The 25,287-nt window shown below is 66.3% G+C and carries 18 protein-coding genes and 5 pseudogenes; 9 read left to right on the plus strand and 14 right to left on the minus strand.

Annotation, left to right across the window (positions count from 1 at the left end; translation table 11 throughout):
* Nucleotides 1–2: 2 nt before the first annotated feature.
* Together L6444_RS03040 and L6444_RS03045 are read right to left on the minus strand one after the other, a co-directional pair.
* Nucleotides 3–675: pseudogene (locus tag L6444_RS03040) on the minus strand (TetR/AcrR family transcriptional regulator).
* A 68-nt stretch (nt 676–743) separates the two neighbouring features.
* Nucleotides 744–962: a hypothetical protein gene (locus tag L6444_RS03045; RefSeq protein ID WP_236980391.1), complete on the minus strand. Its 219-nt coding sequence runs from the start codon at nt 960–962 to the stop codon at nt 744–746.
* 198 nt (nt 963–1,160) lie between these two features.
* Here L6444_RS03045 and L6444_RS03050 point away from each other — a divergent pair, with 198 nt between their 5' ends.
* Together L6444_RS03050 and L6444_RS03055 are read left to right on the plus strand one after the other, a co-directional pair.
* Nucleotides 1,161–2,939 carry an N-acyl-D-amino-acid deacylase family protein gene (locus L6444_RS03050; RefSeq protein WP_236980393.1) on the plus strand — a complete coding sequence of 593 codons (1,779 nt, stop codon included), beginning with the start codon at nt 1,161–1,163 and terminating at the stop codon, nt 2,937–2,939.
* The gene (locus L6444_RS03055) at nt 2,936–3,832 is read left to right on the plus strand and encodes an alpha/beta fold hydrolase (protein WP_236980395.1); all 897 of its coding nucleotides are present in this window, start codon (nt 2,936–2,938) and stop codon (nt 3,830–3,832) included. The genes L6444_RS03050 and L6444_RS03055 overlap by 4 nt, the downstream gene beginning before the upstream one ends.
* On the opposite strand, the gene L6444_RS03060 is transcribed toward L6444_RS03055, so the two are convergent.
* The 4 genes and pseudogenes from L6444_RS03060 to L6444_RS03075 form a co-directional block, all read right to left on the minus strand.
* The gene (locus tag L6444_RS03060; RefSeq protein WP_236980397.1) at nt 3,817–4,788 is read right to left on the minus strand and encodes a hypothetical protein; all 972 of its coding nucleotides are present in this window, start codon (nt 4,786–4,788) and stop codon (nt 3,817–3,819) included. The two genes, L6444_RS03055 and L6444_RS03060, sit on opposite strands and share 16 nt — an antisense overlap.
* Nucleotides 4,785–5,855 carry a phosphotransferase family protein gene (locus L6444_RS03065; RefSeq protein WP_236980399.1) on the minus strand — a complete coding sequence of 357 codons (1,071 nt, stop codon included), beginning with the start codon at nt 5,853–5,855 and terminating at the stop codon, nt 4,785–4,787. The genes L6444_RS03060 and L6444_RS03065 overlap by 4 nt, the downstream gene beginning before the upstream one ends.
* A gap of 20 nt (nt 5,856–5,875) precedes the next feature.
* A pseudogene (locus L6444_RS03070) lies at nt 5,876–6,295 on the minus strand (ERG2 family protein); the annotation flags it as partial.
* A 138-nt stretch (nt 6,296–6,433) separates the two neighbouring features.
* On the minus strand, nt 6,434–8,032 hold the full coding sequence (locus L6444_RS03075; protein ID WP_236980403.1) for a flavin-containing monooxygenase: 1,599 nt from the start codon (nt 8,030–8,032) through the stop codon (nt 6,434–6,436).
* A 134-nt stretch (nt 8,033–8,166) separates the two neighbouring features.
* On the opposite strand from L6444_RS03075, the gene L6444_RS03080 reads away from it, so the two are divergent.
* The gene (locus tag L6444_RS03080) at nt 8,167–8,745 is read left to right on the plus strand and encodes a TetR/AcrR family transcriptional regulator (protein ID WP_236980405.1); all 579 of its coding nucleotides are present in this window, start codon (nt 8,167–8,169) and stop codon (nt 8,743–8,745) included.
* Nucleotides 8,746–8,878: 133 nt separating this feature from the next.
* Nucleotides 8,879–9,745, plus strand: a complete 867-nt coding sequence (locus tag L6444_RS03085) for a metal-dependent hydrolase (protein ID WP_236980407.1) — start codon at nt 8,879–8,881, stop codon at nt 9,743–9,745.
* Here the strand turns inward: L6444_RS03085 and L6444_RS03090 are convergent.
* Nucleotides 9,705–10,454 (minus strand): alpha/beta hydrolase, encoded by a 750-nt coding sequence (locus L6444_RS03090; protein WP_236980409.1) that lies wholly within the window; start codon nt 10,452–10,454, stop codon nt 9,705–9,707. The two genes, L6444_RS03085 and L6444_RS03090, sit on opposite strands and share 41 nt — an antisense overlap.
* Before the next feature lie 72 nt (nt 10,455–10,526).
* A complete protein-coding gene (locus tag L6444_RS03095; protein WP_236980411.1) occupies nt 10,527–11,378 on the minus strand; it encodes an enoyl-CoA hydratase-related protein in 852 nt (283 codons plus the stop codon).
* A gap of 204 nt (nt 11,379–11,582) precedes the next feature.
* Here L6444_RS03095 and L6444_RS03100 point away from each other — a divergent pair.
* From L6444_RS03100 to rfbA, 3 genes and pseudogenes are all read left to right on the plus strand, one after another.
* Nucleotides 11,583–12,339, plus strand: a pseudogene (locus tag L6444_RS03100) (maleylpyruvate isomerase family mycothiol-dependent enzyme).
* Nucleotides 12,340–12,350: 11 nt separating this feature from the next.
* A complete protein-coding gene (locus tag L6444_RS03105; protein WP_236980414.1) occupies nt 12,351–12,728 on the plus strand; it encodes a nuclear transport factor 2 family protein in 378 nt (125 codons plus the stop codon).
* 18 nt (nt 12,729–12,746) lie between these two features.
* Nucleotides 12,747–13,615, plus strand: a pseudogene (gene rfbA, locus L6444_RS03110) (glucose-1-phosphate thymidylyltransferase RfbA).
* On the opposite strand, the gene L6444_RS03115 reads toward rfbA, so the two are convergent.
* The 6 genes from L6444_RS03115 to iniR all read right to left on the minus strand — a co-directional run bounded on the left by L6444_RS03115 (nt 13,566) and on the right by iniR (nt 23,948).
* Nucleotides 13,566–14,834, minus strand: coding sequence for a YibE/F family protein (locus L6444_RS03115; RefSeq protein ID WP_236980416.1), 1,269 nt, complete (start codon nt 14,832–14,834; stop codon nt 13,566–13,568). The pseudogene rfbA and the gene L6444_RS03115 overlap by 50 nt on opposite strands.
* A gap of 29 nt (nt 14,835–14,863) precedes the next feature.
* Nucleotides 14,864–16,147, minus strand: coding sequence for a pyridoxal phosphate-dependent aminotransferase (locus L6444_RS03120; RefSeq protein WP_236980417.1), 1,284 nt, complete (start codon nt 16,145–16,147; stop codon nt 14,864–14,866).
* 30 nt (nt 16,148–16,177) lie between these two features.
* Nucleotides 16,178–19,345, minus strand: coding sequence for a heterodisulfide reductase-related iron-sulfur binding cluster (locus L6444_RS03125; protein ID WP_236980419.1), 3,168 nt, complete (start codon nt 19,343–19,345; stop codon nt 16,178–16,180).
* 157 nt (nt 19,346–19,502) lie between these two features.
* Nucleotides 19,503–20,882, minus strand: a complete 1,380-nt coding sequence (locus tag L6444_RS03130; protein WP_236980421.1) for a linalool dehydratase/isomerase domain-containing protein — start codon at nt 20,880–20,882, stop codon at nt 19,503–19,505.
* A gap of 3 nt (nt 20,883–20,885) precedes the next feature.
* The gene (locus L6444_RS03135) at nt 20,886–21,479 is read right to left on the minus strand and encodes a hypothetical protein (RefSeq protein WP_236980423.1); all 594 of its coding nucleotides are present in this window, start codon (nt 21,477–21,479) and stop codon (nt 20,886–20,888) included.
* A gap of 42 nt (nt 21,480–21,521) precedes the next feature.
* Nucleotides 21,522–23,948 (minus strand): isoniazid response ATPase/transcriptional regulator IniR, encoded by a 2,427-nt coding sequence (gene iniR / locus L6444_RS03140; RefSeq protein ID WP_264990918.1) that lies wholly within the window; start codon nt 23,946–23,948, stop codon nt 21,522–21,524.
* A gap of 244 nt (nt 23,949–24,192) precedes the next feature.
* Between iniR and L6444_RS03145 the strand changes: the two genes are divergently transcribed.
* Both L6444_RS03145 and L6444_RS30970 read left to right on the plus strand, forming a co-directional pair.
* Nucleotides 24,193–24,753 carry an Rv0340 family IniB-related protein gene (locus L6444_RS03145; RefSeq protein ID WP_236980440.1) on the plus strand — a complete coding sequence of 187 codons (561 nt, stop codon included), beginning with the start codon at nt 24,193–24,195 and terminating at the stop codon, nt 24,751–24,753.
* Between the two features lie 278 nt (nt 24,754–25,031).
* A pseudogene (locus tag L6444_RS30970) lies at nt 25,032–25,253 on the plus strand (IniB N-terminal domain-containing protein); the annotation flags it as partial.
* Nucleotides 25,254–25,287 lie beyond the last annotated feature (34 nt).

Here is a 25,287-nt window from a genome sequence, read left to right on the forward strand (position 1 = left end):
CATCACCTCACTCGACTGGACAGCTTACCGAAGGCGTCAATTCGACGCCTGAGGTTCGGCCGCGCGATGCGGTGGCCGGCGATCTCGGCCGCGAGCACCGGCGCCACCCAGCGGCGCAGGTAGGCGCGCAGCACCGCGCCGGTGCGCGGCGGCCGGCCCGGGTCGATCATGAACGACTGCAGGATCCGCAGCGTGTATTCGGCCAGGTCGTCGAGGTCGGCGTCGTCGAGCCCGAGGCCGGCCCAGTCGACATCCAGGCCGGCCAGCAGGCCGTGGCCGAATCGGATGCCCAAATCCGACGTCACCCCGGTGGAGGCCCGGGTGAAGTCGTGGATCAGCATCAACTGCACGTGCTTGTCGCCGGGCAGCCACTTCCAGGGTGAACGCCAGGCTCTCCACCAAGGCGTCGATGGGGTCGGTGATCCCGGCGAGGTGCTCGGCGAGCCGATCGATGAACCGCATCCCGGACCGGGTGGCCGCTGCCTCCAGCAAAGTGTTGGTTCCGGGGAAGTAGTTGTAGACGGTCTGGCGCGAGACCCCCAGCGTTCGGGCTACATCTGCGATGCGGATGGCGCTGCCGCGTTCGTCGATCGCCTGGCTGGCCGCATCCAGGATGCGTTCGATCGCCTCTTCGTCCGACGCGGGCTTGGCGCCGCCCCACCCATGGGTGCGCATGGCTGAGACGTTACGTCCCCGGCCGGCTGGCGGTGCATGCGGGCGGCGCGTGGACGTCCGTGTCGTGGTCAAGCGATGGGGACGGCACGTCCGCGAATATCGCCGCTGTCGAGATCGTCTATGGCACACTGAAAGTCGTTCAGCCGGTATTTCCGGGTGAGCAGATTGACCGCACCGCGCGCGGCGCGCGCCATCAGGTCGCACAGGTCGTTGTACCGGTGGTCTGCGGCGCTGGGTGCTGCACTTTGGCGATACGCTCCCGCATCGGGTCTTAGTGAAGCGTCCACCCGATTTGCCAGTCCGAAAACTGCCCGTCCTGAACAGGGAATTCATTTCCGTCACGACTAATTCCGCTGTACTCGCAGTAATTCGCAGACGAGCCACCGCGTTGCCGCGCACCGGTGCTTTGTGAGACACTATCAGAATCCGTCTCACGACGGTTCGACGATTAGGCTCAACCTGCAACCCAGGAGGGAGTGGCGGTCATGGCCTTCGACACGATCATTCGCCACGGGCGCTGGTTCGACGGCACCGGAGCGCCGTCGGCGGTGCGCAATATCGGCATCAAGAACGGCAGGATCGCCGCGGTCACGCCGGACGAAATCGACGACGCCGGCTGCGCACGCGTCATCGATGCGACCGGGGCGTGGGTGGTGCCCGGCTTCATCGACATTCACACCCACTACGACGTCGAGGTGCTCAAGGGTCCCGGCCTTGCGGAGTCGGTCCGCCATGGCGTGACGACGGTGACGGTGGGGTCGTGCTCGATCTCCACCGTCCACGTCGACCCCGAGGACGCCGGGGACTTGTTCGGCCGAGTCGAGGCGATCCCGCGTGACCACGTCGTCAAGGCACTCGCCGAGCACAAGACGTGGGCCAACTGCGAGCAGTACATCAACGCATTGGAGTCATTTCCGCTGGGGCCCAACGTGTGTTCGTTCATCGGGCACTCCGACATCCGGACCGCGGTGATGGGGCTGGAACGTGCCACCGACCGTCGGGTCAAGCCGACCCGGGACGAACTCGAGCAAATGGAACGCATGCTTGCCGAGGCGCTGGACGCCGGTTTCGTCGGAATGTCGGCGATGAACCTGGAGTTCGACAAGCTCGACGGCGACCGCTGCCGATCCCGCGCGGTGCCCTCGACCTACGCCGGCGGCCGCGAGTTCCGCCGCCTCAAGGCGTTGCTGCGCCGCCGCGGCGCGGTGGTGCAGTCGGCGCCGAACATCCGCAAGCCCACTGACCTGCTGGCGCACGCACTGCACTCGACCGGTCTGTTCCGCAAGCCGCTCAAGACCAGCCTGCTGGCCGCCGCCGACCCAAAATCCAACCGGGGCAGCATCTTTGCGCTCAAGACGGTGTCGTCGCTGGCCAACGGACTCGGCGGGGACTTCCGGTTCCAGCACCTGCCGGTGCCGTTCACCGTCTACGCCGACGGCATCGACTTCGTCATCTTCGAGGAGTTCGGCTCCGGGGAAGAGGCGATGCACCTGGCCGACTGCGTCGAGCGCGACGAGCTGATGGCCGACGAGGCCTACCGTCGCCGGTTCCGCAAGGACTACGACAAGAAATTCGGCATCAAGGTGTGGCACCGTGACTTCTTCGACGCCGAAATCGTCGACTGTCCCGACCGCTCGGTGATCGGAAAGTCGTTTGGTCAAGTCGGATTGGAGCGTGGCGGGCTGCACCCGGTCGACGCATTCCTGGATCTGGTGCTCGAACACGGCAAGGCGGTGCGTTGGTACACCACCATTCAGAATCACCGCCCACACGTGCTCAACCGGTTGTCCAAAGATGCCCACGTGCAGATGGGGTTCTCCGACGCCGGCGCCCACATGCGCAACATGGCGTTCTACAACATGGGGCTGCGTCTGCTCAAACGGGTCCGCGACGCAGAGCGCGCGGGCACGCCGTTCATGACCGTCGAGCGTGCGGTGCACCGGATGAGCGGTGAACTGGCCGAGTGGTACGGCCTGGATGCCGGACACTTGCGTGTCGGTGACCGTGCCGACCTGGCCATCCTCGACCCCGAGCACCTCGACGAGTCCGTCGACGCCTACGCCGAAGCGCCCGCCGAGCAGTACGACGGCATGGTGCGAATGGTCAACCGCAACGACGACGCGGTCAAGGCGGTGCTCATCAGCGGAGCGCCCGTCGTCATCGACGGCAAGCCCACCGAACTGCTCGGCACGGTACGCACCGGAAGTTTCCTTCGCGCCGGGCGGCAATCACCGGCCGTTGTCCCCGACACCGCGCGGGCATGACGTCCGCACCGCAGGCCCTGATGTTCGATCTGCCCCACCTGCGGGTTTCGGCGCTGGCGTGGGGCCCGCCGGATGGTCGGCTGATCCTGTGCCTGCACGGCTATCCGGACACGGCCTGGACGTGGCGGCGACTCGGGCCGCTGCTGGCGGCGCAGGGCTATCGCGTAGTGGCGCCGTTCAGCCGCGGTTACTGCCCGACCGAGATCCCCAGAGACGGCGACTATCACATCGGCGCCCTGATGTTCGATTCGATCGCGCTGCACCGCCATCTGGACAGTCCCGCCGACGCGGTGCTGCTGGGTCACGATTGGGGTGGTTTCACCGCCGTTGCGCTTGCCGCGCATGACGATTCACCGTTCGCAACGGTGATCGCCCTGGCCACCCCGGTGCTCCACGGGTTCCGGCAGGGACTGGGAACCCGGCCGCTGCGGCGCCTGCCCGCGCAGACCCGCAACAGTTGGTACGTTGTCTACCAACAACTTCCGGGATTAACCGAGCGCACCCTGGACCGGGTGATCCCACGGTTGTGGCGGGACTGGTGCCCACCCGGATACGACACCAGCGCGGACCTAGAGTACCTGTGGGCCGCGCTGCCCGATCGCGCGCACCGCAAAGCCGCCGTCTCCTACTACCGTCACCAATTCCAGCCTCGGCGTCAGCATCCGGCCTACCGCCCGCTGCACCGGTCCTGGCGCAAAGCTGCGCTGCGGACCCCGATCCTGCTCGTGCACGGCGAAGTGGACGGGGCATTGGACGTCGAGTTGGCGTCGGCGAGCGCGGCCAGCCTTCCTGCCGGAAGTCAACACGAAATCATCTCGGGTGCTGGTCATTTCGTCCAACTCGACGCACCCGAGCAGTTGAGCAAATTGATCTCTCGTTATGTGGAGCGCTGACCACCACTGCGCGCCCGCAGTTGCCTGCTGAACTCCCGCTGCCCGGCGACGCTCCAGTTGTCGTGGTCCTCACCGAATGCACTGATGCCGTTCCAGTTCCATTCGGTGAGGCAGTTCCAGGTCCACAAATTCGGGTTGACCAGGAAGCCGAGCCGGTTCAGCGGCGTACCGGAGGCGGCCAGGGTGCGTCCGAGTTCGTCGACGGCTTCGACGCTCACCTTGGTCGGCGCCCCGGTCGACGGGTCGCGTTCGTCGACGCTGCGCCGGCCGCCGACCAGATTGGCTTTCTGGCCGCCGCGGATCAAGTACCCATGGATGACGATCGCCGATCCGTCGCCGAAGTCCAGGGTGATCGCCAGGAACGCCTCCTCGGCCGAGGCGGTCGCATAGCTGTAACCACCGGTCTTGCAGTGTGTTTCGTGAATTCCCGGGCCGTACTGAGTCCGTCGGCCCCATGACCGGTCGCGAAAGCCGAAGGAATCGACGGCGATCGACTCGCCACCCAAGACGATCTCGCCGACGCAGCGGCCGGGTTGATCGAGGTGATGCTCACCCAGCAGGTGTGGCGTGCTGAGCGCGGTGAAGGTGAGGTCCACGTGGAGCTCGTCGCCGTCGGGGTCGTCGTAGCCGATCGCGTAGCATACGCCCGGCTGCCGGACCCGATGCCGAATGCCGTTGGCCAGAGTCAGATCCGACAACGATGCATCGGGAAACGGCAGGTGCCAGAAGTTCTTGGCGTACCGGCAATTCCACACTTGATCGCCGGTGTCGTCCCAGACATACGCAGCCGCTGCGACGACTCCGAGCGTAGGTTTGAAGTAGCAGTACTGTTGACCGGACAGCCGGCGCTCGGGCACCGCGAAGGTGAACCAGCAGGTCTCCGCCCACTCGTGATCGTCGTCGTTCACCGGGGGATGGAACTCGTCGCCGGTGTCGGCATAAGGGCCCACTCTCATTGCTGCACCGCCGTCCGCTCGTCGAGAATCGCCGCGACCAGTGCGGTGGCCGGGTTATCGCGCCACAGCGTGTGGTCGTCGGGCAACTTTCCGTCCCGCACCCACCGGTCCATCACCGTCACGACGCTGGTGGCGAACCGGTAGGCCGCGAACAGTTCGTACCAGCCGAGTTCGCCCACCTGGACTCCGGCCGCTCGTTCGTACAGGGCGACTTGTTCGGGCCGGGTGGGTTCGCCGTCCAGACGCTCGGCGCCCGAACCCTCGTGCATCCAGCGGTCGGCCAGCAGCCACCAGCCCAGGTCGAGCTCTCGCTCGCCGACGGCGGCTCCTTCAAAATCGGTCACACACAACGGTTCTCCGGTGCGTGGGTCCCAGATGATGTTGCCCAGGCGGGCGTCGCCCCAGCTGAGCACCACCTCCTCGGCCGGCGGTGCCGATGGCACCGTCGCGTGCAGCGCTTGAGTAGCGCGCTCGAAGATGTCGGCACGGCGACCCCGTAACCCGCTGCGCAGCTTGGCTTCCCACAGCGCAAGCTGCCTGGCGGCGCCGGCGGGACGGGCTTCGTCGTGCAGGAACGACAAGCCGGCCGAGCGCCAGGGGGTGGTGTGTAATCGGGCGAGTGTCTCCAGTCCTGATCTGATCATGGTCGCACGTAGCCTCGGTGGCGCATCGGCGAAGAAGCCCTCGAGAGTGCACGCCGGGTACTCGATGGGCACAACGCCGGCCACGAAATCCATCACCATGAAAGGGACGCCCAGCACTGCCGGGTCCTGCTCGACCTGCACTCCGGTTGCCACCGGCACGATCCCGTCCAGTGCGCGCATCACCGCCGACTGCAGTGACACTCCGGTGCCCAGTCCCGGCGCCTGTTCGGGATACGGCGATTCGCCTTGACTGTCCCGGCGCAGGATGTGCTTGGTGGTGCGGCCGGCAACCGTAGCCGAGAAGACCAGGTTGTCGGCGGAGAAACCGCTGCCGGGTGCCGGGTGCGGTTGCAGTTCAACGGGACCGCCCAGGCGCTGCTGCAGCCAGGACCGCAACCGGTCGAGCAGTTCGGTGTCGTTCACGGTCGGGGCGCCGCCGGCGGCTAGATCTTGCCCCGCCGCAGGCTTGCCGCTGTCAATTTCGCGTAGTACCAGGCGGTCTTGGCGACCGTCGGTGCGTCGACGGTGCTGAAGACGGCGTCGGCGACGCCGAAGGCCATCATCGAGGGGATCGGGCCCCGCGCGTATTCCAGCATGTACGCCCCGCCCGGTGCGCAGTATCCCTTGACCCGACCGCGGCCCAGATAGGCGACGTCGCCGGGGTGATGTTCGGCCCGATCGAGTTCGCCCTCTTCGTAGCACCAGACCTGGCCGTCGAACACGAAGTCCCATACCTCGGTCGGGTAGCGCCCGGAGTGGCCTTCGGTGCCGATCGGGGTGCCGAACAGAATGAGGTATTCGGTGAGAGAGGCGTGCAGCAGCTTCATCTGCCCCATGGCGCCACCGGCGTTGTTCAGCAGCCAGGGGGATGTCGTCGCGAATGTGGTTGGGGTAACTGCGTTTCAGATCGGCGACGATCTGTTCGCATGCCGCCTTACGGTCGCCGAGTCCGACGGCGGCCTTGGCCACGCTGTGCAGGTCTTCGGGATTGAAGATGGTGGTCATCGGTCTCTCCTTGCGGCGCCGGATGCGCCGATAGTGGTGTCGGCGAACACCGTCGGCGTCCGTCGGTGGGTCGGGTGGCTGAACCGGTAGTCGGACAGGGGAGAGTGGCGGGCGAACCACCGCGAACCGAGGATCGTCTGCGGCCGGTAATAGAGCGTCTCGCCGTGGGAGTTGACGAAGTACGTCCGGAACTTCGGACTGCACTTGGTGACGTAGACGTGATAGGCCTTGGCGCGCCGGTCCATTCGCGCGTTCCACGCATCGAAGGCCTGCTGGGTGACCTCCACCGTGGCGGCGCCGATCCGGCGGGTGTGGTCGATCATCCGGACCGCGTGCAGAGCAGTCGTCTCCACCCAATCCGTCCACGCCAGTCCCACATAGCCGCGCGGTCCGACCAGATCCCAGCGGTTCGGGATGTTCGGATAGCAGCTGCCGGCATAGCTGCGCAGGCCGTGCGCGCGGAAATGCTCGGCCAGGTCGAACCCGTCGCGGCCGACAACCGTTGCGGGCCGGTAGGTCTCAGGGTCGGTGTACAGTTCGTATCCGGTTGCCAGCACCAGCAGATCGGTCGGGTAGTGCCGCGAATCCTCGGTCTTCACCCCGGATTCGGTGACGCGGCAGATCGGGCTGGTGACCAGCCGCACGGAATCGCGGTTCAGCGCCGGCAGGAACGCGCTGGAGATGACGGGCCGCTTGGCGTACATGCCGTAGCGGGGCAGCAGCGCCGCACGATAGGTCGCGTCCTTCACGACGGCGCGTAGCCAGGCGCGATAGAAGGCGCGCCAGCCGATGTCGTAGATCGGCAGGATTTTGGTCAGCCCCCTTTCGGGGAGCCGGGACAGCACGTGGATCAGCGGAGCCACGACGCCGACGTCCATGAGGATGCGGGCCAGCCAATTGAGCACCGCGACCAGTCCCGGGATGCGTTGCAGGCGTTTGAGGGCGGGTGGTACGTCGAAGTCGATCTTGGGCAGGATCCACGCCGGGGTGCGCTGGTAGACGTCCACGCTCGCGGCGACCGGCGCCAGGGCGGCCGCGATCTGGACGCCGCTGGAGCCCGTTCCGACGATGCCGACGCGTCTGCCCCGAACGTCGTAGCCGTCGTCCCACGCGTTGGGCCGCAGCACGGTTCCGGTGAAATCGTCGATCCCCGGGACTACCGTGGTGTGGTCGGCGTTGATGTAGCCGCCGACTGCATTGATCAGGAAGCGCGCCGAAATGGTTGGCCGGTCGGCGATTTCGAGTTCCCAGCGGTCGGTGTCGGCCGCCCAGGTCTGTCGGACGACGTTGCATCCGGGACGAAGGTGCGGGTAGAGGTTCAGCTCGCGCGCCGTCCGGCGCAGATAGGCATGAAGTTCGGGTCCGGTGGGAAACAGTCGCGACCAGTCCGGGTTTCGGGCGAAAGACAGTTGATAGAAGACGCCGGGCAGGTCCACGGCCAATCCGGGGTAGTGGTTGTCGCGCCATGTTCCGCCGAAGTCGTCGGCCCGTTCCAGGATCACGAAATCGGTGATACCGCGTTGCAGCAGCTGGTAAGCGGCGCAGATGCCGCCCGGGCCCGCCCCGATGATGGCGACTTCTACCTCGGTCGTCATCGCACCCCTTCGCTGTGAGACGATCTAGGAAAGAATCTCACGACGGCATCAAGCCGTCAACTGGGGGACCGCGGATCTGTTATCGTGAATCGCTCGCGGCGCAGGTCCGCGCCATAAAAGGGGAGATCGACCGGATGCCTGGCGACCTACGCGGCCGGCTGATCGCGGCCACCGCGGAACTGATCGACCAACGCGGCCCCCTGGGTGTGCGGGTCGACGACATCGCCGAGAAAGCCGGGTGCTCCAGGGCGACGCTGTACCGCCACGCCGCCGACAAGGACGAACTGATCCGCGAAGTCATCATGGCCCGCACCGCAACCATGGCCGGCATCGTCGCCCACCAGATCGAAGGCATCACTGACCCGACCGAACGAATGGCGCAGGGATTATTGCTGTTCAGCGACGCCTTGAGGTCTCAAAGCTGGTACAAGGCCCTGCAAGCGCACAGCCAGGGACCGCACGCTCTCGCCCGCGTGGGTGGCGGGCTGGAAGCGATGACATCGATAGTGTCTCCGCTGGTCGAAGCCCTGCTGCGGGAATACCGGGACGCCGGCCAATTGCGCGACGACGTCGACACTCACGACGCCGTCGAATGGCTCATCGGGATCCAACTCAGCCTGCTCGAGCCGTTCGCCGCTCACCCCCGCGAGCACCGATTGGCGATGCTCAAGCGCTACGCCATCTTTCCCCTGATCAAGCCGCTGTCGGAGTAGTCGGCTGCGCGCTGGGCGTGACTTGTCGCCTTGACAGCCGCCCGCGGCCTCCGCCATGCTGATGTGAGACGAAACAAGAAATCGTCGCATCCGGAGCCGCTGCGCCCATCGGATGTGCACCCGGGAGGCAGCGATGAGCACGTTGAAGATCCGAAAACCGCCGTTCAGCTTCGACGCGCAGTCCGCGCCTTATCTTTGGCAGCCGAACAACCCGGACTTCTCCGAGATGTGCAACGCGATCAGTTTCGCGGCGCCGGCCTTCGAGCGCTACATCGTGCAGGTGGTGCAGCTCGCCGCCCCCCGCCTGGCCGGCACTCCGATGCAGCAGGAGGCCGAAGACTTCCTGCGTCAGGAGGCCCAGCACGCTCGGATGCATCGCAAGCACGCCGCCACTCTGGTTGCGCGGTACCCGAAACTTGCTGAGACACAGAAGAAGATCGATCAGGCTTACACCGAGCTGCTGGAGAACGAGTCGCTGGACTTCAACCTCGCCTATGTCACCGATATCGAGGCGACCTTCACGCCGCTGTTCGGCATGATGCTCAACAACGAGCACACCTTGTTCCGGGGCGGCGCGGATCGGGTCGCGTCGCTATTCCTTTGGCATTTCATGGAAGAGATCGAGCACAGGTCCTCGGCGTTCGGCATCTACGACACCGCGGTGGGGCGGCGCTGGTATCGGGTGCGGGCCCTGCCGAAGGTCATGCGACACGTGACCGCGCTGATGAACACGATCATGGACGACTTCGTCCAGCACGTGCCCGAAGCCGATCGGGGAGCGGTGTCGGGGGCGGCCCTGAGCTTCGGATCGGCCGCCTTCCGCGACATTCCTCGTCGCCAGATGGCCGCCATGCTTTACCGACTTGCGTTGTCCCAAGCGCCCTTCCACCGCCCCGACCGCCAGCCGATTCCCCGCTTCACCGCCCTGTGGTACGACGCGGAGGACCAAGGCCGCGACATCACCCGGTGGTATGCGGCCCCGGCCGCTCCAAATTCCTAGTAAGCCAGGCGTCGATGTGGGCGGCCACCGCCGCCCAGCCAGGTTCCAGCATCATGTCGTGTCCCATAGCGAAGAAGGTGGCAGTGGTTTGGTAGGCGCGAGCGGTCGCGCTGACCTGCCGTAGCGAGAGCATCCCGTCCCACAGCGCACCGAGAACTAGCATCGGCGCGTCGATCAATTCGGTACGCACCATCTCGCCGCGGGTGACATCCACCGACAGTGCGCGATGGCTCTCCTGCTGCAGCCGTTCGCGACACCGACTGACGATCAGCTCGGGCGTGGCCGGGGTGAAGAACGCCTCCCGGGCCAGGCGCGGCGACTCGACCACCGCGAACATGTTGCGGCCCAACGCCGCCCGCAAGGTCTTCACCGGATGCGCGGCCGCGGTCCGCAACGCCGTGGCGTTCAGGCCGCCCGGCGGCGCCGACGCGACCAGGACAGCGGCGGGCGCACGGCGCACCTCGAGATACTTCTGGACGATGAAACCGCCCATCGAATGGCCGATCACGACGGGCGCGCTCGCCAGGGCGTCGGCCACCGAACAGATGTCTTGCACGTAGTCCGCGATCGAGCAGTCGTTGAGCCGCTGCGACAACGGGCTGCCGCCGTGCCCGCGCAGGCTCGGCGCCAGGACCCGGTACCCATGCCGCACGAAGAAATCCAGGAAGTGGTCGTCCCAGCACCAGGCAGCATGGTAGGCACCGTGCACGAAAAGCAAAGTATGCGGCCGTGTTTGGGTTTGCGCGCCCTTGTCCAGAATTTGGATTTCGTGAACCTCTGTCTATTTGCCGGTGAACCGGGGTTCGCGCTTGGCGGCGAAGGCGGCGAGACCTTCTTTGGCGTCGGCGGAGCCCATCACCTCGACGACGAAGCGCCGCTCGATTCTGCGGGCATCCTCCTCGTCGAGCCAACCGCTGCTGATCACCGAGGCCTTGGCGTTGCGGACCGCCAGCGGCCCATTGGCCGCGATGCGTGCGGCGATCTGCCGCGCTTTGTCCAAGGATTGACCGGTCGGCACCACATGGCCCACCAGGCCGAAGTGGTAGGCCTCGGCGGCGGTCAGCGGTTCGCCGGTCAGGATCATCTCCATGGCTTTGGTGTAGGGAATCTGGCGCTTGAGTCGCACCGTGGTGCCCGCGCCCGCGATCAACCCGAACTTGGCCTCGGGCAATCCGAACACCGCGTGTTCCTCGGCGATGCGAATATCGGTCTGCTGCAACATCTCACAGCCGCCGCCCAAACAAGGGCCGTTGACGGCGGCGATCAGCGGCTTGGTCAACGAACGGCTCAGCAACAACCCTTCACTGATGATGGTGCCCGTGGACTTGCCGGTCGGTGGCGCCGACTCGCCGTTGGCTTTGCTGCTGCGCACCATCCATCCGTCGGCAAGGTCGCCGCCGGTGCAGTACGACGATCCGGATCCGGTGAGGATGGCGACGCGGATCCCGTCGTCGGCGTCGATCTCGTCCCAGGCCTGCGCCATCAACGTGATCATGGCCGGGGTGAGGGCGTTCTTGCGCCGTGGGTTGTTCATCGTGAGCACGACGACTTCGCCGTCCCGCTCCACCTTCAAATGTGGTTCACCGGTTGCGGTTTCGTCCGGCATGTCCTTGCTCCGATCCGTCGCGTCCATCGTGTTCTATCATGTCGACGGTACGTCGTTGCGTGCGGTGATGGCCGCCGCCGGCACCAATTTCGCTGCGGTGCACTACAGGCCCGAAGGTTCACCGCATTGCTCGAGTCGCTGCACCCGCGCTGGTCGACGTTGACGGCGACGTTCGGGTTGTCCCAGGCGATGGGTGCCGTTGACCGCCCCGCGGCGGGTAGCGTCAACCGGGTGGACTACACCGCGGACTATCTGCAGGAAACCCGTGCGTTCGGGGAGCTGATCCGCACCGCCGACCCGTCGACCCCCGTGCCGACCTGTCCCGGCTGGACCCTGGACCAGCTGTTCCGGCATGTCGGTCGCGGCGACCGTTGGGCCGCCCAGATTGTGCGCGATCGGATGGACAGCTTCCTGGACTTCCGCAGTGTCGAGGACGGCAAGCCGCCACCCGGCCGCGACGACGCGATCGCGTGGCTGAACGGCGGGGCCCAGCTTCTGGTGGACGCCGTCGAGCAGACCGGCTCCGAAAGTCCGGTGTGGACATTCCTCGGCACCCGCCCCGGCGCGATGGTGGATCCGGCGCCGGTTGCACGAGAACCTGGTGCACCGAGCCGATGCCGCGCTGGCGCTGGCTGTCGGCTTCGATGTTGCCCCCGAGCTGGCCGCCGACGGCATCGACGAGTTCCTGGAACGCATCGTGATCCAGGCGGGCCGGGACGGCGCAGCGTTGCCGCTCGAAGGTGCCGATACCCTGCACCTGCATGCCACCGATCCCGGTTTGGGCGAAGCCGGCGAATGGACGATCGCTGTCCAGAACGCCGCAATCACGTGGTCGCACGAGCACGGCAAGGGCACCGCGGCGCTGCGCGGGGGCGCCACCGAGCTGTTGCTGGCCATGACCCGACGAGTCCCGCTCGCCGACACGACGATTGAGCTGTTCGGTGCCGAGCAGGTATGGCAGCGTTGGCTCGATCGCACTCCTCTCTAGACTTCTGGGTCATGACCACATCGGAGATCGCCACCGTGTTGGCGTGGCATGACGCGCTCAACAGCGGCGACATCGACACCCTGGTGGCGTTGTCCAGCGACGACATCGAGATCGGCGACGCGCACGGCGCCGCGCAGGGCCACCAGGCGTTGCGTTCGTGGGCCGAGTCGCTGACCGCCTCCTCCCAGTACAAGGCGGAGCCGGGCCGGATGTTCGTGCACGACGGCGTCGTCGTCGTCGAACAGACGATCCGTGACTCCGGCGGTGCCACCACGGCAGCCTCGGCGTTCCGGGTGGTCCACGACCACGTCACCTCCGTTTATCGGCACGAGAATCTGGCTCTGGCGCTGGCGGCAACCGAACTCACCGAGAACGACCTGGTCGACTGAGGCGGTAGGGAGTCACGCATGCGCGGGATCATCTTGGCCGGTGGATCGGGAACGCGACTGCATCCGATCACAATCGGCATCAGCAAGCAACTGCTGCCGGTATACGACAAGCCGATGGTCTACTACCCGCTGTCCACGCTGATGATGGCCGGTATCCGCGACATCCTGGTGATCACCACCCCGCACGATGCAGCGGGTTTTCGGCGGCTGCTCGGTGACGGTTCGCAATTCGGCATCAACCTGAGCTGGGTTACCCAGGACAGCCCGGACGGCCTGGCGCAGGCATTCGTTCTGGGCGCAGACCACATCGGCAACGAGTCGGTGGCGTTGGTGTTGGGCGACAACATCTTCTACGGCCCGGGCCTGGGCACCCGCCTGAGCCGATTCCAATCCATCAGCGGGGGGAGCGGTTTTCGCGTACTGGGTGGCCAACCCGTCGGCCTACGGTGTGGTGGAATTCGACGCCGACGGGATGGCGGTGTCGCTGGAGGAAGAAGCCGGAGAAACCGAAGTCCCACTACGCCGTACCCGGCCTGTACTTCTACGACAATGACGTGATCGAGATCGCCAAGGGCCTGAAGAAGTCGGCGCGCGGTGAGTACGAGATCACCGAGGTCAACCAGATCTATCTGGACCAGGGCCGGCTGTCCGTCGAGGTGATGGCCCGCGGCACCGCGTGGCTGGACACCGGAACGTTCGACTCGTTGCTGGATGCGTCGGACTTCGTTCGCACGCTGGAACTACGGCAAGGCTTGAAAGTCAGTGTGCCCGAAGAGGTTGCGTGGCGGCACGGCTGGATCGACGACGAGCAACTCGAGCAACGGGCCCGGACGCTGATCAAGTCGGGTTATGGGACGTACCTACTGGAGTTGTTGCAACGCCACTGAATTCGCCAGGTCTGGCCAGCAGCGCTGCGATACCCGTGGTCAAGGGCACCGAAAGTGCCAGTGCGATACCGCCGATCGCCGAACGAACAATCTCGATGGCCACGCTCTCGCTGGTCAGCACGTCGGCCAGGGAGCGGTTGGCCACGCTGAACAACAGCAGCAGGGGCAGCGAGCTGCCGGCGTAAGCAAGCACCAGCGTATAAACGGTACTGGCGATGTGGTCACGGCCAACCCTGATCGCCCCCAAAAAGATTGCGCGCCGCGACGTGTCGCTGCTGATGGCCGCGAGCTCGAACACAGCCGAGGCCTGGGTCACCGTGACATCGTTGAGCACGCCGAGCGATCCGATGATGAAGCCGGCCAGCAGCAGGCCGGTGATCGACACGTTGGCCAGATACGCGCTGACGTCGGAATTCTGTTCTTCGGCCAGACCGGTCAGGTGCACCATACCTATTGCCGCCCAGGATAATCCGCTAGCCAATAACAGCGCTGCCAAGGTGCCCAGCAGAGCGGCACTGGTACGCAGGTTGACGCCGTGCGCCAGGTACATGACCGCGTACAGGATTGCCGCCGAGGCGACCAACGCCACGGGGACGGCCGGAGCGCCGCTACGAAGCGCCGGCAGCAGGAACAACGCCAGCACCGTGAATGCGACGACGACACCGACCAGTGCCAGCAACCCACGCCAGCGGGCCACGGCGACGATCACGACCGCGAACGCGGCGGCGAGTGCGATCAACGGCCAGCCGCGCTCGAAGTCGTAGAACGCGTAACTGGTGGTGCCCTGCGCGTCCAGTTGCCGGATAACCCGGACCTTGTCACCGGCGGACAGCTTGGGCTGACCCGGCCCGGGGGTGAATTCGATCGCGGTGTTGGCGCCGGCATTCGGGCCGGAATCGATGGCAATCAAGGTGGATACGCAGGTGCCCGAGCCGGGGACGCCGGGCAGCGGCGGGCCGGTGAGCACCTGACCCGCCGACTTGCTGCCGCAGTCGGTGAGGCCACTGGACAGCACGTGCCCGGCCTCGGTGGTCACAGCGCCACCCGAGGCATTCTGGTAGGGCATCGGGATCTCGACGTGCTGCTTGCCCGGCCACAGCAGTACCGCCCCGGCGATCACCGCCACCCCGATCGTGACCAGCAGTCCGACGACGATTCGGGCGGTCAGCGGCGCCAGCGGCGACGGGCCCGCCGGCAAGTGCGAGTGTGCATGGGTCACCCGGTCCAGGTTAGAAGCAGGCGCCCACGCTACTGCCGGTAACTGGCCAGGAAGTTGCCCAGACGCTCGATCGCGGCCGCGAGGTCACGCGCCCACGGCAACGTCACGATGCGCAGGTGATCCGGTGCGGGCCAATTGAATCCAGTGCCCTGGGTGACCAGGATCTTCTCCTGCAGCAGTAGGTCCAGGACGAGTTGCTCGTCGTCTTCGATGTCGTAGACCTCGGGATCCAGCCGCGGGAACGCATACAGGGCGCCCTCCGGTTTGGTGCACGACACCCCGGGGATCTCGTTGAGTTTGCGCCACGCCACGTCGCGTTGCTCGAGCAACCGGCCGCCGGGCAGCACCAGGTCCTCGATGCTCTGATGGCCCCCCAGGGCAACCTGAATTCCGTGCTGCGCGGGGACATTCGGGCACAGCCGCATGTTGGCCAGCAGGCTGATCCCCTCGATGAAGCTGCTGGCGTGGTCCTTGGGGCCGGTGATCGCCAACCAGCCGGCGCGGTAGCCGGCCACCCGGTACGCCTTGGACAGGCCGTTAAAGGTCAGGCACAGCAGGTCGGGTGCCAGCGTTGCGACGTTGATGTGCTGGGCGTCGTCGTAGAGGATCTTGTCGTAGATCTCGTCGGCGAGCAGCAGGAGTTGGTGCTTACGCGCCAAAGCGACCATCTGCGTGAGGATTTCGCGGCTGTACACCGCGCCGGTGGGGTTGTTCGGGTTGATCACCACGAGCGCCTTGGTGCGCTCGGTGATCTTGGATTCGATGTCGGCGATGTCGGGTTGCCAGTCCTGGGTCTCGTCGCACAGATAGTGCACGGGTGTGCCGCCGGCCAACGACGTGGACGCCGTCCACAACGGGTAGTCGGGGGCCGGAATCAGCACCTGGTCGCCGTTGTCCAACAGCGCCTGCAGCGTCATCGTGATCAACTCGGAGACGCCGTTGCCCAGGTACACGTCGTCGACGTCGAACTTGGGAAAGCCGGGTACCAACTCGTAGCGCGTCACCACCGCCCGCCGCGCGGGCAGAATGCCTTTGGAGTCGGAGTAGCCCTGCGCATACGGCAACGCCTGAATCATGTCCCGCATGATCACGTCGGGAGCCTCGAAACCGAACGGCGCCGGGTTGCCGATGTTCAGCTTGAGGATGCGGTGCCCCTCGGCCTCCAGTCGCGCGGCGTGCTGGTGCACCGGTCCGCGGATTTCATACAAGACGTCCTGCAGCTTGGACGACTGCGCGAATGCACGCTGCCGGTGGTGCGCATGCGCGGGAAGCTGGTGAGTTGTCACGTCCACCATGCTCCCATCGCTGTCCACTGATATTTGCTGATCGATGTCGATCTGTGATCAGCGTTTACCCGGCGGACGGGCGCCGGGCGCCAGACCCAGGCCCTTCACCGGGGTCGCCGGCTCGGCGGGCGCGGCGGGCTCGGACTTGGTGGCCGCTTCACCGTTTGCCGGGGTGGACGGCTCCGACTTCGCGGCCGGCTCGGAGTCCTCGGGCTCGGCGTCGGGTTGCGGCGCGGGCTTCGCCTCAGCTTCGGCCGGCTTGGCCGCCGGGGTCTTCTTGGCCCCGGGCCGACGGGCGCCCGCGGCGATACCCAGACCCTTGACCGGCGCTTCCGGCTTGGCGGGCGCCTCGGGCTCGGCCGGCGTTCCGCTGGCCGATTCCTCGGCTTTCGCAGCCGGCTCGCCCGAGGTTTCGGCGGCCGGGGCGGACTCGGCCTTGGGCGCCGCCTTCTTGGCGCCTGGGCGCCGGGCACCGGCCGCTAAGCCCAGGCCCTTGACCGGGGCCTCGGGTTTGGCCGGTTCGGCCGGTGCCGCCTCGGTCTTCTCCTCGGCGGCCGGGGCGGCCTCGGCTTTGGCGGCCGCGGTTTTCTTCGCACCCGGACGCTTGGCGCCGGCCGCCAGGCCCAGGCCCTTGACCGGAGCTTCGGGGGTGGCCGGTTCGGCCGGGGCCGCTTCGGTCTTCTCCTCGGCGGCCGGGGCGGCTTTCTTAGCGCCGGGCTTCTTGGCGCCGGCGGCCATCCCGAGACCCTTTGTGGGCGCCGCAGCTTCCGTCGTCTCGGCAGCCGCGGCAGGCGCCTTCTTGGCGCCGGGCTTCTTGGCTCCACCGGCCACGCCCAGACCCTTGACCGGTGCGGCGGCGGCCGGCTTCTCGGCGGGCTTGGCCGGCGCGGCTTCCGTCTTCTCGGCCTGCGTAGCCTCCTCGGCGGGCGCGGTCGCCGTGGTGGCCTTCGGGGCAACTTTCTCCGCCTTGGCGGCCCGTTCTTCGGCTTCCTTGGCGGCGGTGCCCTTCTCGGGCAGCTTCACGCTGTCGCGGTCCAGCGACGCGAGCAACACCTGCGCCACGTCGAGCACCTCGACGCCTTCGCGGCCCGCTTCCTCCTGGCGGTCGTTGACGCCGTCGGTCACCATCACCCGGCAGAACGGGCACGCTACCGCGACCGTGGCGGCATTGGTGGCCAGCGCCTCGTCGACGCGCTCGTGGTTGATCCGCTTGCCGATGTGCTCTTCCATCCACATGCGCGCACCGCCGGCCCCACAGCAGAAGCTGCGTTCGGCGTGCCGCGGCATCTCGGTGAGGTTGGCTCCGGCCGCCCCGATCAGCTCACGCGGCGCCTCGTACACCTTGTTGTGCCGACCCAGGTAGCACGGGTCGTGATAGGTGATGTCCTGGGACACCGGGTTGACCGGGACCAGCTTGTCGTCGCGCACCAACCGGTTGAGCAGCTGGGTGTGGTGCAGCACCGAGTAGTTGGCGCCGAGCTGCCGGTACTCCCTGCCCAGCGTGTTGAAGCAGTGCGGGCAGGTGACGACGATCTTGCGGTCGACGCTTTCCACGCCCTCGAACACCCCGTCCACCGTTTCGATGGCCTGCTGGGCCAACTGCTGGAACAGGAACTCGTTGCCCGACCGGCGTGCGGAGTCGCCATTGCACGTCTCGCCGGTGCCCAGCACCAGGAATTTGACCCCGGCGATCGACAGCAGTTCCGCGACGGCCTTGGTGGTCTTCTTCGCCTTGTCGTCGTAGGCGCCGGCGCAGCCCACCCAGAACAGGTACTCGTAGCCGTCGAAACTCTCGACGTCCTCGCCGTAGACCGGGACGTCGAAGTCGACCTCGTCGATCCAGTTGGTGCGATCAGAAGCGTTCTGGCCCCACGGGTTGCCCTTGTTCTCCAGGTTCTTGAACAGCACCGACAGCTCTGAGGGGAACTCCGACTCCATCATCACCTGGTAGCGGCGCATGTCCACGATGTGGTCGATGTGTTCGATGTCGACCGGGCACTGCTCGACGCATGCGCCGCAGGTCACGCACGACCACAACACGTCCGGGTCGATGACGCCGCCCTGTTCGGCGGTGCCGACCAGGGGGCGCGCCGCCTGTTCGGGCCCATGCCCGGGGACTCGACCGAAGCCCGATTCCGGAACGTGGTGACCTTCTTCCTTGACGGTTTCGAGGTCCAGGCCCTCGAGTGGCTCGGCCGTCTTTTCCCCCAGCAGGTAAGGCGCCTTGGCCATCCAGTGGTCGCGGAGGTCCATGATGACGAGCTTGGGCGAGAGCGGCTTGGCGGTATTCCAGGCCGGACACTGCGACTGACAGCGCCCGCACTCCGTACAGGTGGCGAAGTCGAGCATCCCTTTCCAGGTGAAGTCCTCGATCTTGCCGCGGCCGAATTCGGCGTCGTCGGGCGGGTTTTCGAAGTCGATCGGCTCAGGCTTGCCGTCGACCACAGCCTCGATCGGCAGCAGCGGACCCAGACCGTCGGGCAGTCTCTTGAACGTGACGTTGATAGGCGCCAGGAAGATGTGCAGGTGCTTGGAATGCAGCACGATCAGCAGGAAGACGAGCGCCACCGCGAGGTGGCAGAGCAACGCGACCGTCTCGATCCATTCGTTGGCGGTGGGGCCCAGCGGATTCATCAACTTGCCCATGCCGTGCGAGAAGAACGCGCCCCAGCCGTAGGGGAAGTTGCCGGTGACCACCGAAGCACCGCGGAAGATCGCGAAGGTGAAGATGACCAGGAAGATCATGAACAGGATCAGCCAGGCGCCTCCGGTGTGCGAGCCGTAGAAGCGGGACTGCCGACCGTATTCCTTTGGCTCGGAACGCAACCGGATGATCGAGAACGTGATGATGCCGGCCAGCACGGCTAGAGCGATGAAGTCCTGCAGGAAGCCCAGGGCATTCCAGCGGCCGACGATCGGAATGTGGAAGTTGGGCTGGAACAGCACCCCGAAGGCCTCGACGTAGACCGTGGCCAGGATGAAGAAGCCCCACATGGTGAAGAAGTGCGCCAGGCCGGGGACCGACCATTTCAGCAGCTTGCGCTGGCCGAACACTTCGGCGATCTGAGTCCAGATCCGGGTACCGATGTCGTCGGTGCGTCCCGAGACCGGTTGGCCGGTCATCACCAGCCGGTACAACCACCAGACGCGCCTGAGCGCCAGCGCGCCCACCACCGCGGTCATGCCGAGGCCCACGATCAGCCGGATGAGGGTCTGAGTGGTCACCGAGGGTCACCCCAATTCGTCGTCAATCGGATACTGGTGCGCTCCCGCTGCGCTTTTGCTGCTTAACCTGCCCATACTGACACCCTTGTGGCATTCGCCGCGAGAAAGGCAAACCTAAGTTTGCGCAGATCACCAGCCCAGCGCAGCTGCGATGTGATCAGGCGTACATCAATTGCAGTTCGAGCCGATCGTCTAGCGCCACGTTGATAAGCGCCCGGCCGCGGGAATCGGCGAGCACGCTGTCGTCGCCCGCTCCGATGAGGCGATAGCTGGCGCCGGGCCGTAGCCGGGTGATCTCCAGGGTGGTCCGCACCGGGCCGGCGCCGGGGCGCAGTACCAGCTCCAGTCCGGTGCCGTCGGTCACGGCCTTGGCGACCAGCACGTCGGGGTAGGCCGCGGCACTCAACTGCGGGCCGGTCCGCCAGGTATGCGGCACCTGACCGGTCGCCAGGGCGCGCAGGCTTCCCTCGGTCACGAACTGCGTCAGGGCGAAGACGCCGTTAACCCACATGGACTGTCCGGCGAGTTTGCGCGCTCCCGAAGCGGAGTGATCCATGCTGAATTGTTCGGCGATGGCGGTCTGTGCAGCCTCGATCGCCTCACCGTCACCCATTTCCTTTGCGGCGCAGGCGATGTTGACCCAGGTCCAGGCGGTGCTCTTGCGGTAGGACCCGACGTCGACGCGGTCGACGGCACGGGTTTTCAGCTGTGCCACTCCGTTGTCAAGGCCTAAGCGGTGCTCACGCAACATCTGCCAGGTCCGTTCGGCCAGGTCGGGCATCACCCCGTCGAGCCAGTAGGCCATCACGGCGTCGTTGGACAGCGTGGGCGGCATTTTGAGTCCGAGCGGACCCAGGCCGAACCGAAAGCGTCCATTGGGCAACAAGTATTGGTGGCGATCGAACGACTCACGGATCTTGTCGGCCAGATCGCCGGTGAGATCGGTGCCGTGGATCCGGTCGTAGCCGCGGAGACCGTTGAGCGCGATGGTGTTGCACATCGGGTAAGTCAGGTGCGGCTCGCAGGGGTACAGCGTGAACGGACTGTTGCGCATGTTGCGCGCGATCGCGTGTGCGATCTTGGTGTACCCGTACTCATACCGACGCCGCTCGCTCCACACCAGCGGCAACGACCCGTCGGCGTCGAATCCGCGGTCGTCGTTGAGGGTCTCGTAGAACGCCAGCATGGCGGCGAAGAAGCCGGTGTACATGATGTTGGCGAACGTCATCGGATCGGGATTCCAGCGCCCGTACCCGAGCAACTGTTCGGATGCCCAGTAGCGCCAGACCCGTTTGTCACACATCTTGCGGATGGTGTTCGCCTGCGCTTCGGCGAGATATCCGGTGAAGGCAGGCGTGCGGGTGAACTGGGCCATCGACAGCGCGTAGCACACATAGTTGAGCTGATAGCGCAGGGCGCCGCCGCCGATCTGCTCGAGGCGGGTGAACCCGTCGAATCTATCCAGCGGTTGCAGTGCCAGATCCAGCAGAAAGCGCTGAGTGGCAAGGTCTTCCGGGCTGGACTCGACGACTTCCATGGTTCAGACCTCCTCCGAACGCTGCTGCGGTGACGGTAGCGCAACAGCTATTCCCGGCAACAGCAACCCGTAGCCGGCCAAGTGAATGGCATTGTGCAGGCTCGAGCTCATCACGTAGTAGGTCGACAGCAGATGCATGTCGAAACTCGTGCCTTCGATCAGCATGAGGCCCAACCCGATAGCCGCGTAGCCGGAGATCTCACGACCTGTCGAACGATCGGCGCCACGTCTGAAGATGTTGGTGGACAATGCCATTGCGATTCCGGCGACGGCGACCATGCCCAGAGTCCTAGCCGCCCAGATCGATACCGATGCGGTGGAGTGTGCCAGGCCAGATCGCAATGCCAGTGCCACGGCGGCAAAATAGACGCCGGCTCCAACCGCGACGAACCTGCAGATCCACGCCGACGCGGCCAGGTGCCGGGTCAGTGCGACCGATGGTTGGTGCTGCGGCATGCCGCACGACACCAGCCCTTCCCCGGGGGCAGGCCTGGTGGCCGGCGGAGCGAACCCCGCGACATCGGGCTTGCGTCGGCGCCACGGCGTCAGGCGATGCGCAATGGCCAACAGCAGTGCGGCGATGACGCAGCATGCCATGGCTTCCCCTTCCCGGTCCTCAGTGCCCGCGCTTGCTACACGCTATCCCTCGGGTGCCAGCATTGTCCGCAGCATCGACAGCATCTCCGAGCGCGAGCCGGCGCCGAGCCGACCGCGGATCCGGGCCACATGATGCTCGACGGTCTTGGCGGAGATGAACAGCCGGTTGCCGATGTCTCGGTAAGGCAGCCCCAGCAGCAACAGTTCAGCGACTTCGCGCTCACGATCGGACAGCCGGGTGCCCGACGTCGGCTGACGAGGCGCTGGCGCACCGGGCTTCGATTCGACGGAGGCCTCGCTTATTGCTGTGGTTTCACCAAAACCTGTGCTCAACTTCAGGTCTCTGGCCAGCTGCAGCATCGCGCCGGACACCCGCGCATCGGGCGTTTGCAGTGCGGCCTGACCCGCCAGTCGGGTGGCGTCCGAAGTCAGGCCTACGTGCGCCAGAGCTCGCGCCGCGGCGGTGACCTCGTCGGCGTCGACCTGATCCGCGAGCACCCGCAGCCAGGTACGGCCCGCACCGGAAAGAGCCTGTGCGAAAGCGCTGTCGGCGGCCGCTGCGCTGAGCGCCTGACCATGTGGCGCAACGGATTCCGGAGAACTGGCCAGGATCCCGGCGTGGACACCGGCCCAATGCAGCGAGTTCGACCACAGCGCAGGATTTCCCAACGAGTCGAGGAGTGCGAACGCCTGTTCAAGCTGGTGTCTCAACTGGCCCACCTGTCGCATTCGCGCGGCCGCGACCCACAACTCACCCAGCGGCAGCAGCGCGAACAGGTCCACAGAATACTCCGCGAGTACCTCCATAGCCGCGTACCAATGCTTTTGGAGCGCACCGGCCTCCCCGCTCCGGCGGGCAATCGCGGTCTGCAGGGCGGCGGCCCACAATGCGTCCCGGCGATGTAGGTCGGTGTCGGCAGTCGCCGCCGCGACGTCCGCCGCCGCAGCAGCCAGTTGGCCGTCCTGCATTTTGATCCACCCGGCCAGCAGGAGGTGCCGACGGTCGAAGAGTGCGTTGCCACCCCCGCGCACCGCCCGTCCGATCACACTGTGGGCGCGTACCGGATCGCCGCCGTGGATGGCGGCCAGGGTGATCAACGCGGTCGGACTGTCCGGGAAGGCCTCACCGATCGCTTGTTCGGCTCCGGCCTGGCTCAGCTTCGCCATTGCGGCGGGATAGGGCTGATCCATGGTCTGTAACAGGCCCTCGGCCAGCCCACGCGAAGCACGTGCGGCCATTGTCGGCGGACCGGAGTCCTTGAGGCGCAACGCAACTCGTGCGGCTGCGACATCACCCGTCGCAGCGATCACAATTGCGGCAGCGGAGCTGATCACGGCGTCCGGATAGGGTCCGAGCCAGGCGAACAACTCGGCCGCCTGGGCGGCGTTGCCGTCGTGCGTGGCGATGCTGGCCGCGATCCGAACCGCCGCGGCCCTTTCGGTGGAGTCGGACGAGCTCAGCAGCTCATCGGCCAACGCGGCGGCAGCTGCACAGTCACCGGAAAGTGCGAGCGCATCGGCCAGTCGCGACGTCAGACCCGCAGCGCCGGCCTGGACGGCCGCCCGGTACAGCCGCACGGCCTGAGCCGGATCGGTGCGGGTCTGGGCGGCGTGGCCGGCCAGGACGCCTGCCAGCCGGTCATCGCGTAACCCGTGTTCGGCCAGTCGTAGCGCGAGATCCGTTGACAACGTGGAGATGTCGAGCTGCGAACGCAGTAGCGAGGTTTCCAGCTCGTGGTGCCGCGCATTGCCCAGCACCTGGGCGACTGCTTCGTGGACGAGCTGCAGAAACGCCCGCGGGTGCGACGGCTCCACCAGCCCGCCCGCGCGTGTCCGGTCCACCAACACTCGCGCCTCGGAAACCGAAATCCCCAGTGCGCCGGCAACATCTGCGCCACCCAACTCGTGGGTCAGCGACATCAGCAGCAGCGTGTCCAAAGTGGGTTCGTCGATTCGGCGAATCCGGTTGCCGAGCGCGAGTCGGGCAGCGTCGACCGGCGGCTGACCCGCTGTGGAGACCGCGTGAACCAAGAACGTTAGGCCGCCGGTGCAATCTCGCAGCCGCTCCTCGACCGGCAGCGGCGATAGTGAGATCCGCGGGCGATGCCGTTCGATCGCCGTCACCAAGGACCGCAACCCCGGTCGCTGCTCATGGACCTCGGCGGCCACCACAACGGTGCCACGTCCGTCGGTGACCCGTTCGGTGAGCCGGGCCAGGTCGGCGTCGGCGAGCAGTTGGGCGTCGTCGACGACGAACGCGTCCTGGGGTGGATCGTCCTCCCGCGGCACGCGGCTGTGCGCGGCGAGCCCGGCGCGGTGCAATGCGTCGCGGACGGCGGCGAGCACGGTGGTCTTACCGGTCCCGATGCCGCCGCCGATCAATGCATGCACCGGCGCCGTCGCTGCGTTCGCGAGATCGTCGATCACAGCGCGCGCGGCTCGGGGAAACGTCGGGATGGACGCGCCCACACCGTCGCTCACCCGTCCGCCCCCCGCGTCGCATTCGCGGTTTCCAGCGGGCTTTCCCCACCACGCGGTCGTTCCATGCACTCCTGCCCGCTGCTCGGCCCCGCAACCCTATATTTCCCCTAACGCCGCACCCCCTAATGATGCCCTGGGGCCGGCGGGTTTCATACCGAACACGGCGGTCGAGTGAACCGATAGCATCTTGCTAGCGCGTGACGAATAGGCTGAAGAGGCAGAGAGGTGCGTGGTGGCAAACTCGTTACTCGACTTCGTCATCGCCCTTGTCCGCGACCCCGACGCCGCTGCCCGCTACGCCGCAAACCCTGCGCAGGCCATCGCCGACGCTCACCTCACGAACGTGACCAGCACGGACGTCAACAACTTGATCCCCGTCGTGTCGGATTCGCTGTCGATGGCCGGGCCGGTCGGTGGCGGTACCGGGGACCACGTCGGTGAGCACGGCAACGTCTGGGCGAGCGGTGCGGCCACCGCTGCGCTCGACGCCTTCACCCCGCACAACCCAGCGGTCGCCGGTTACGAGCATGCTCCGCTCAGTGGTGTCAGCGGCGTGATAAACCATCCCGCCCCCGTCCTTCCCCACGAATCGCCAGTGCACTCGCAGCCGGCGGCGATCGCCCATCACGAGGCATCCTCCCTGATCACAGGCATTGAAGGTGCACAGCCCGGCCTAGATCACGGTGGCTTACCGCTGAGCGATCCCAGCATCTGGGATCACGCGATCATCCATCCGGATGCCCATCAGCACGACCCTCAGCCCGATCACCACGGCTTCGGCATCCACGGCTGAGCTTCGCCGTTATCTATCGGCCCAGTCGTCTCTTGTGGTGGCCCGTGGGGGGCTTGATCTGCAGAAACGCGTCGCTGGGGTCGGTTTTCACGCAGTCTTTGGGGTACCCGAATTTCCCCTAATCCCCTAACGGGGTGGCCCGCACCATCCCGATGGGTACCCCCAAGGCTGGGGGATCTGACCCCGATTTGGGGAAACGGCGAAATCCATACCGTCTATGGCAGAGCGCCGGTCACTTCGGCGGAGAACTTCACAGTTTCGATTGAAGGGATAGAAGAATGACCTCGCTTATCGACTACATCCTGAGCCTTTTCAGCAACGAAGAGGCCGCGCAGTCCTTCGTCGCCGCACCCGGGCAGGCCCTCACCAACGCCGGACTGGTCGACGTCTCCCCCGCGCAGGTCGCCTCGGTGGCCGCCAACGCGGTGCCCGGACTGGCCCTTCCCTCCGACGACCCGATCGCAGGGCTGCAGGAAGCGGTTGCCGCGCAACACGGCTTCGCTCCGGCGTATGACCCGGGCTTCGCTTCCGGGT

The sequence above is a fragment of the Mycobacterium kiyosense genome (assembly GCA_021654635.1).
GTDB classification, from domain to species: Bacteria; Actinomycetota; Actinomycetes; order Mycobacteriales; family Mycobacteriaceae; genus Mycobacterium; species Mycobacterium kiyosense.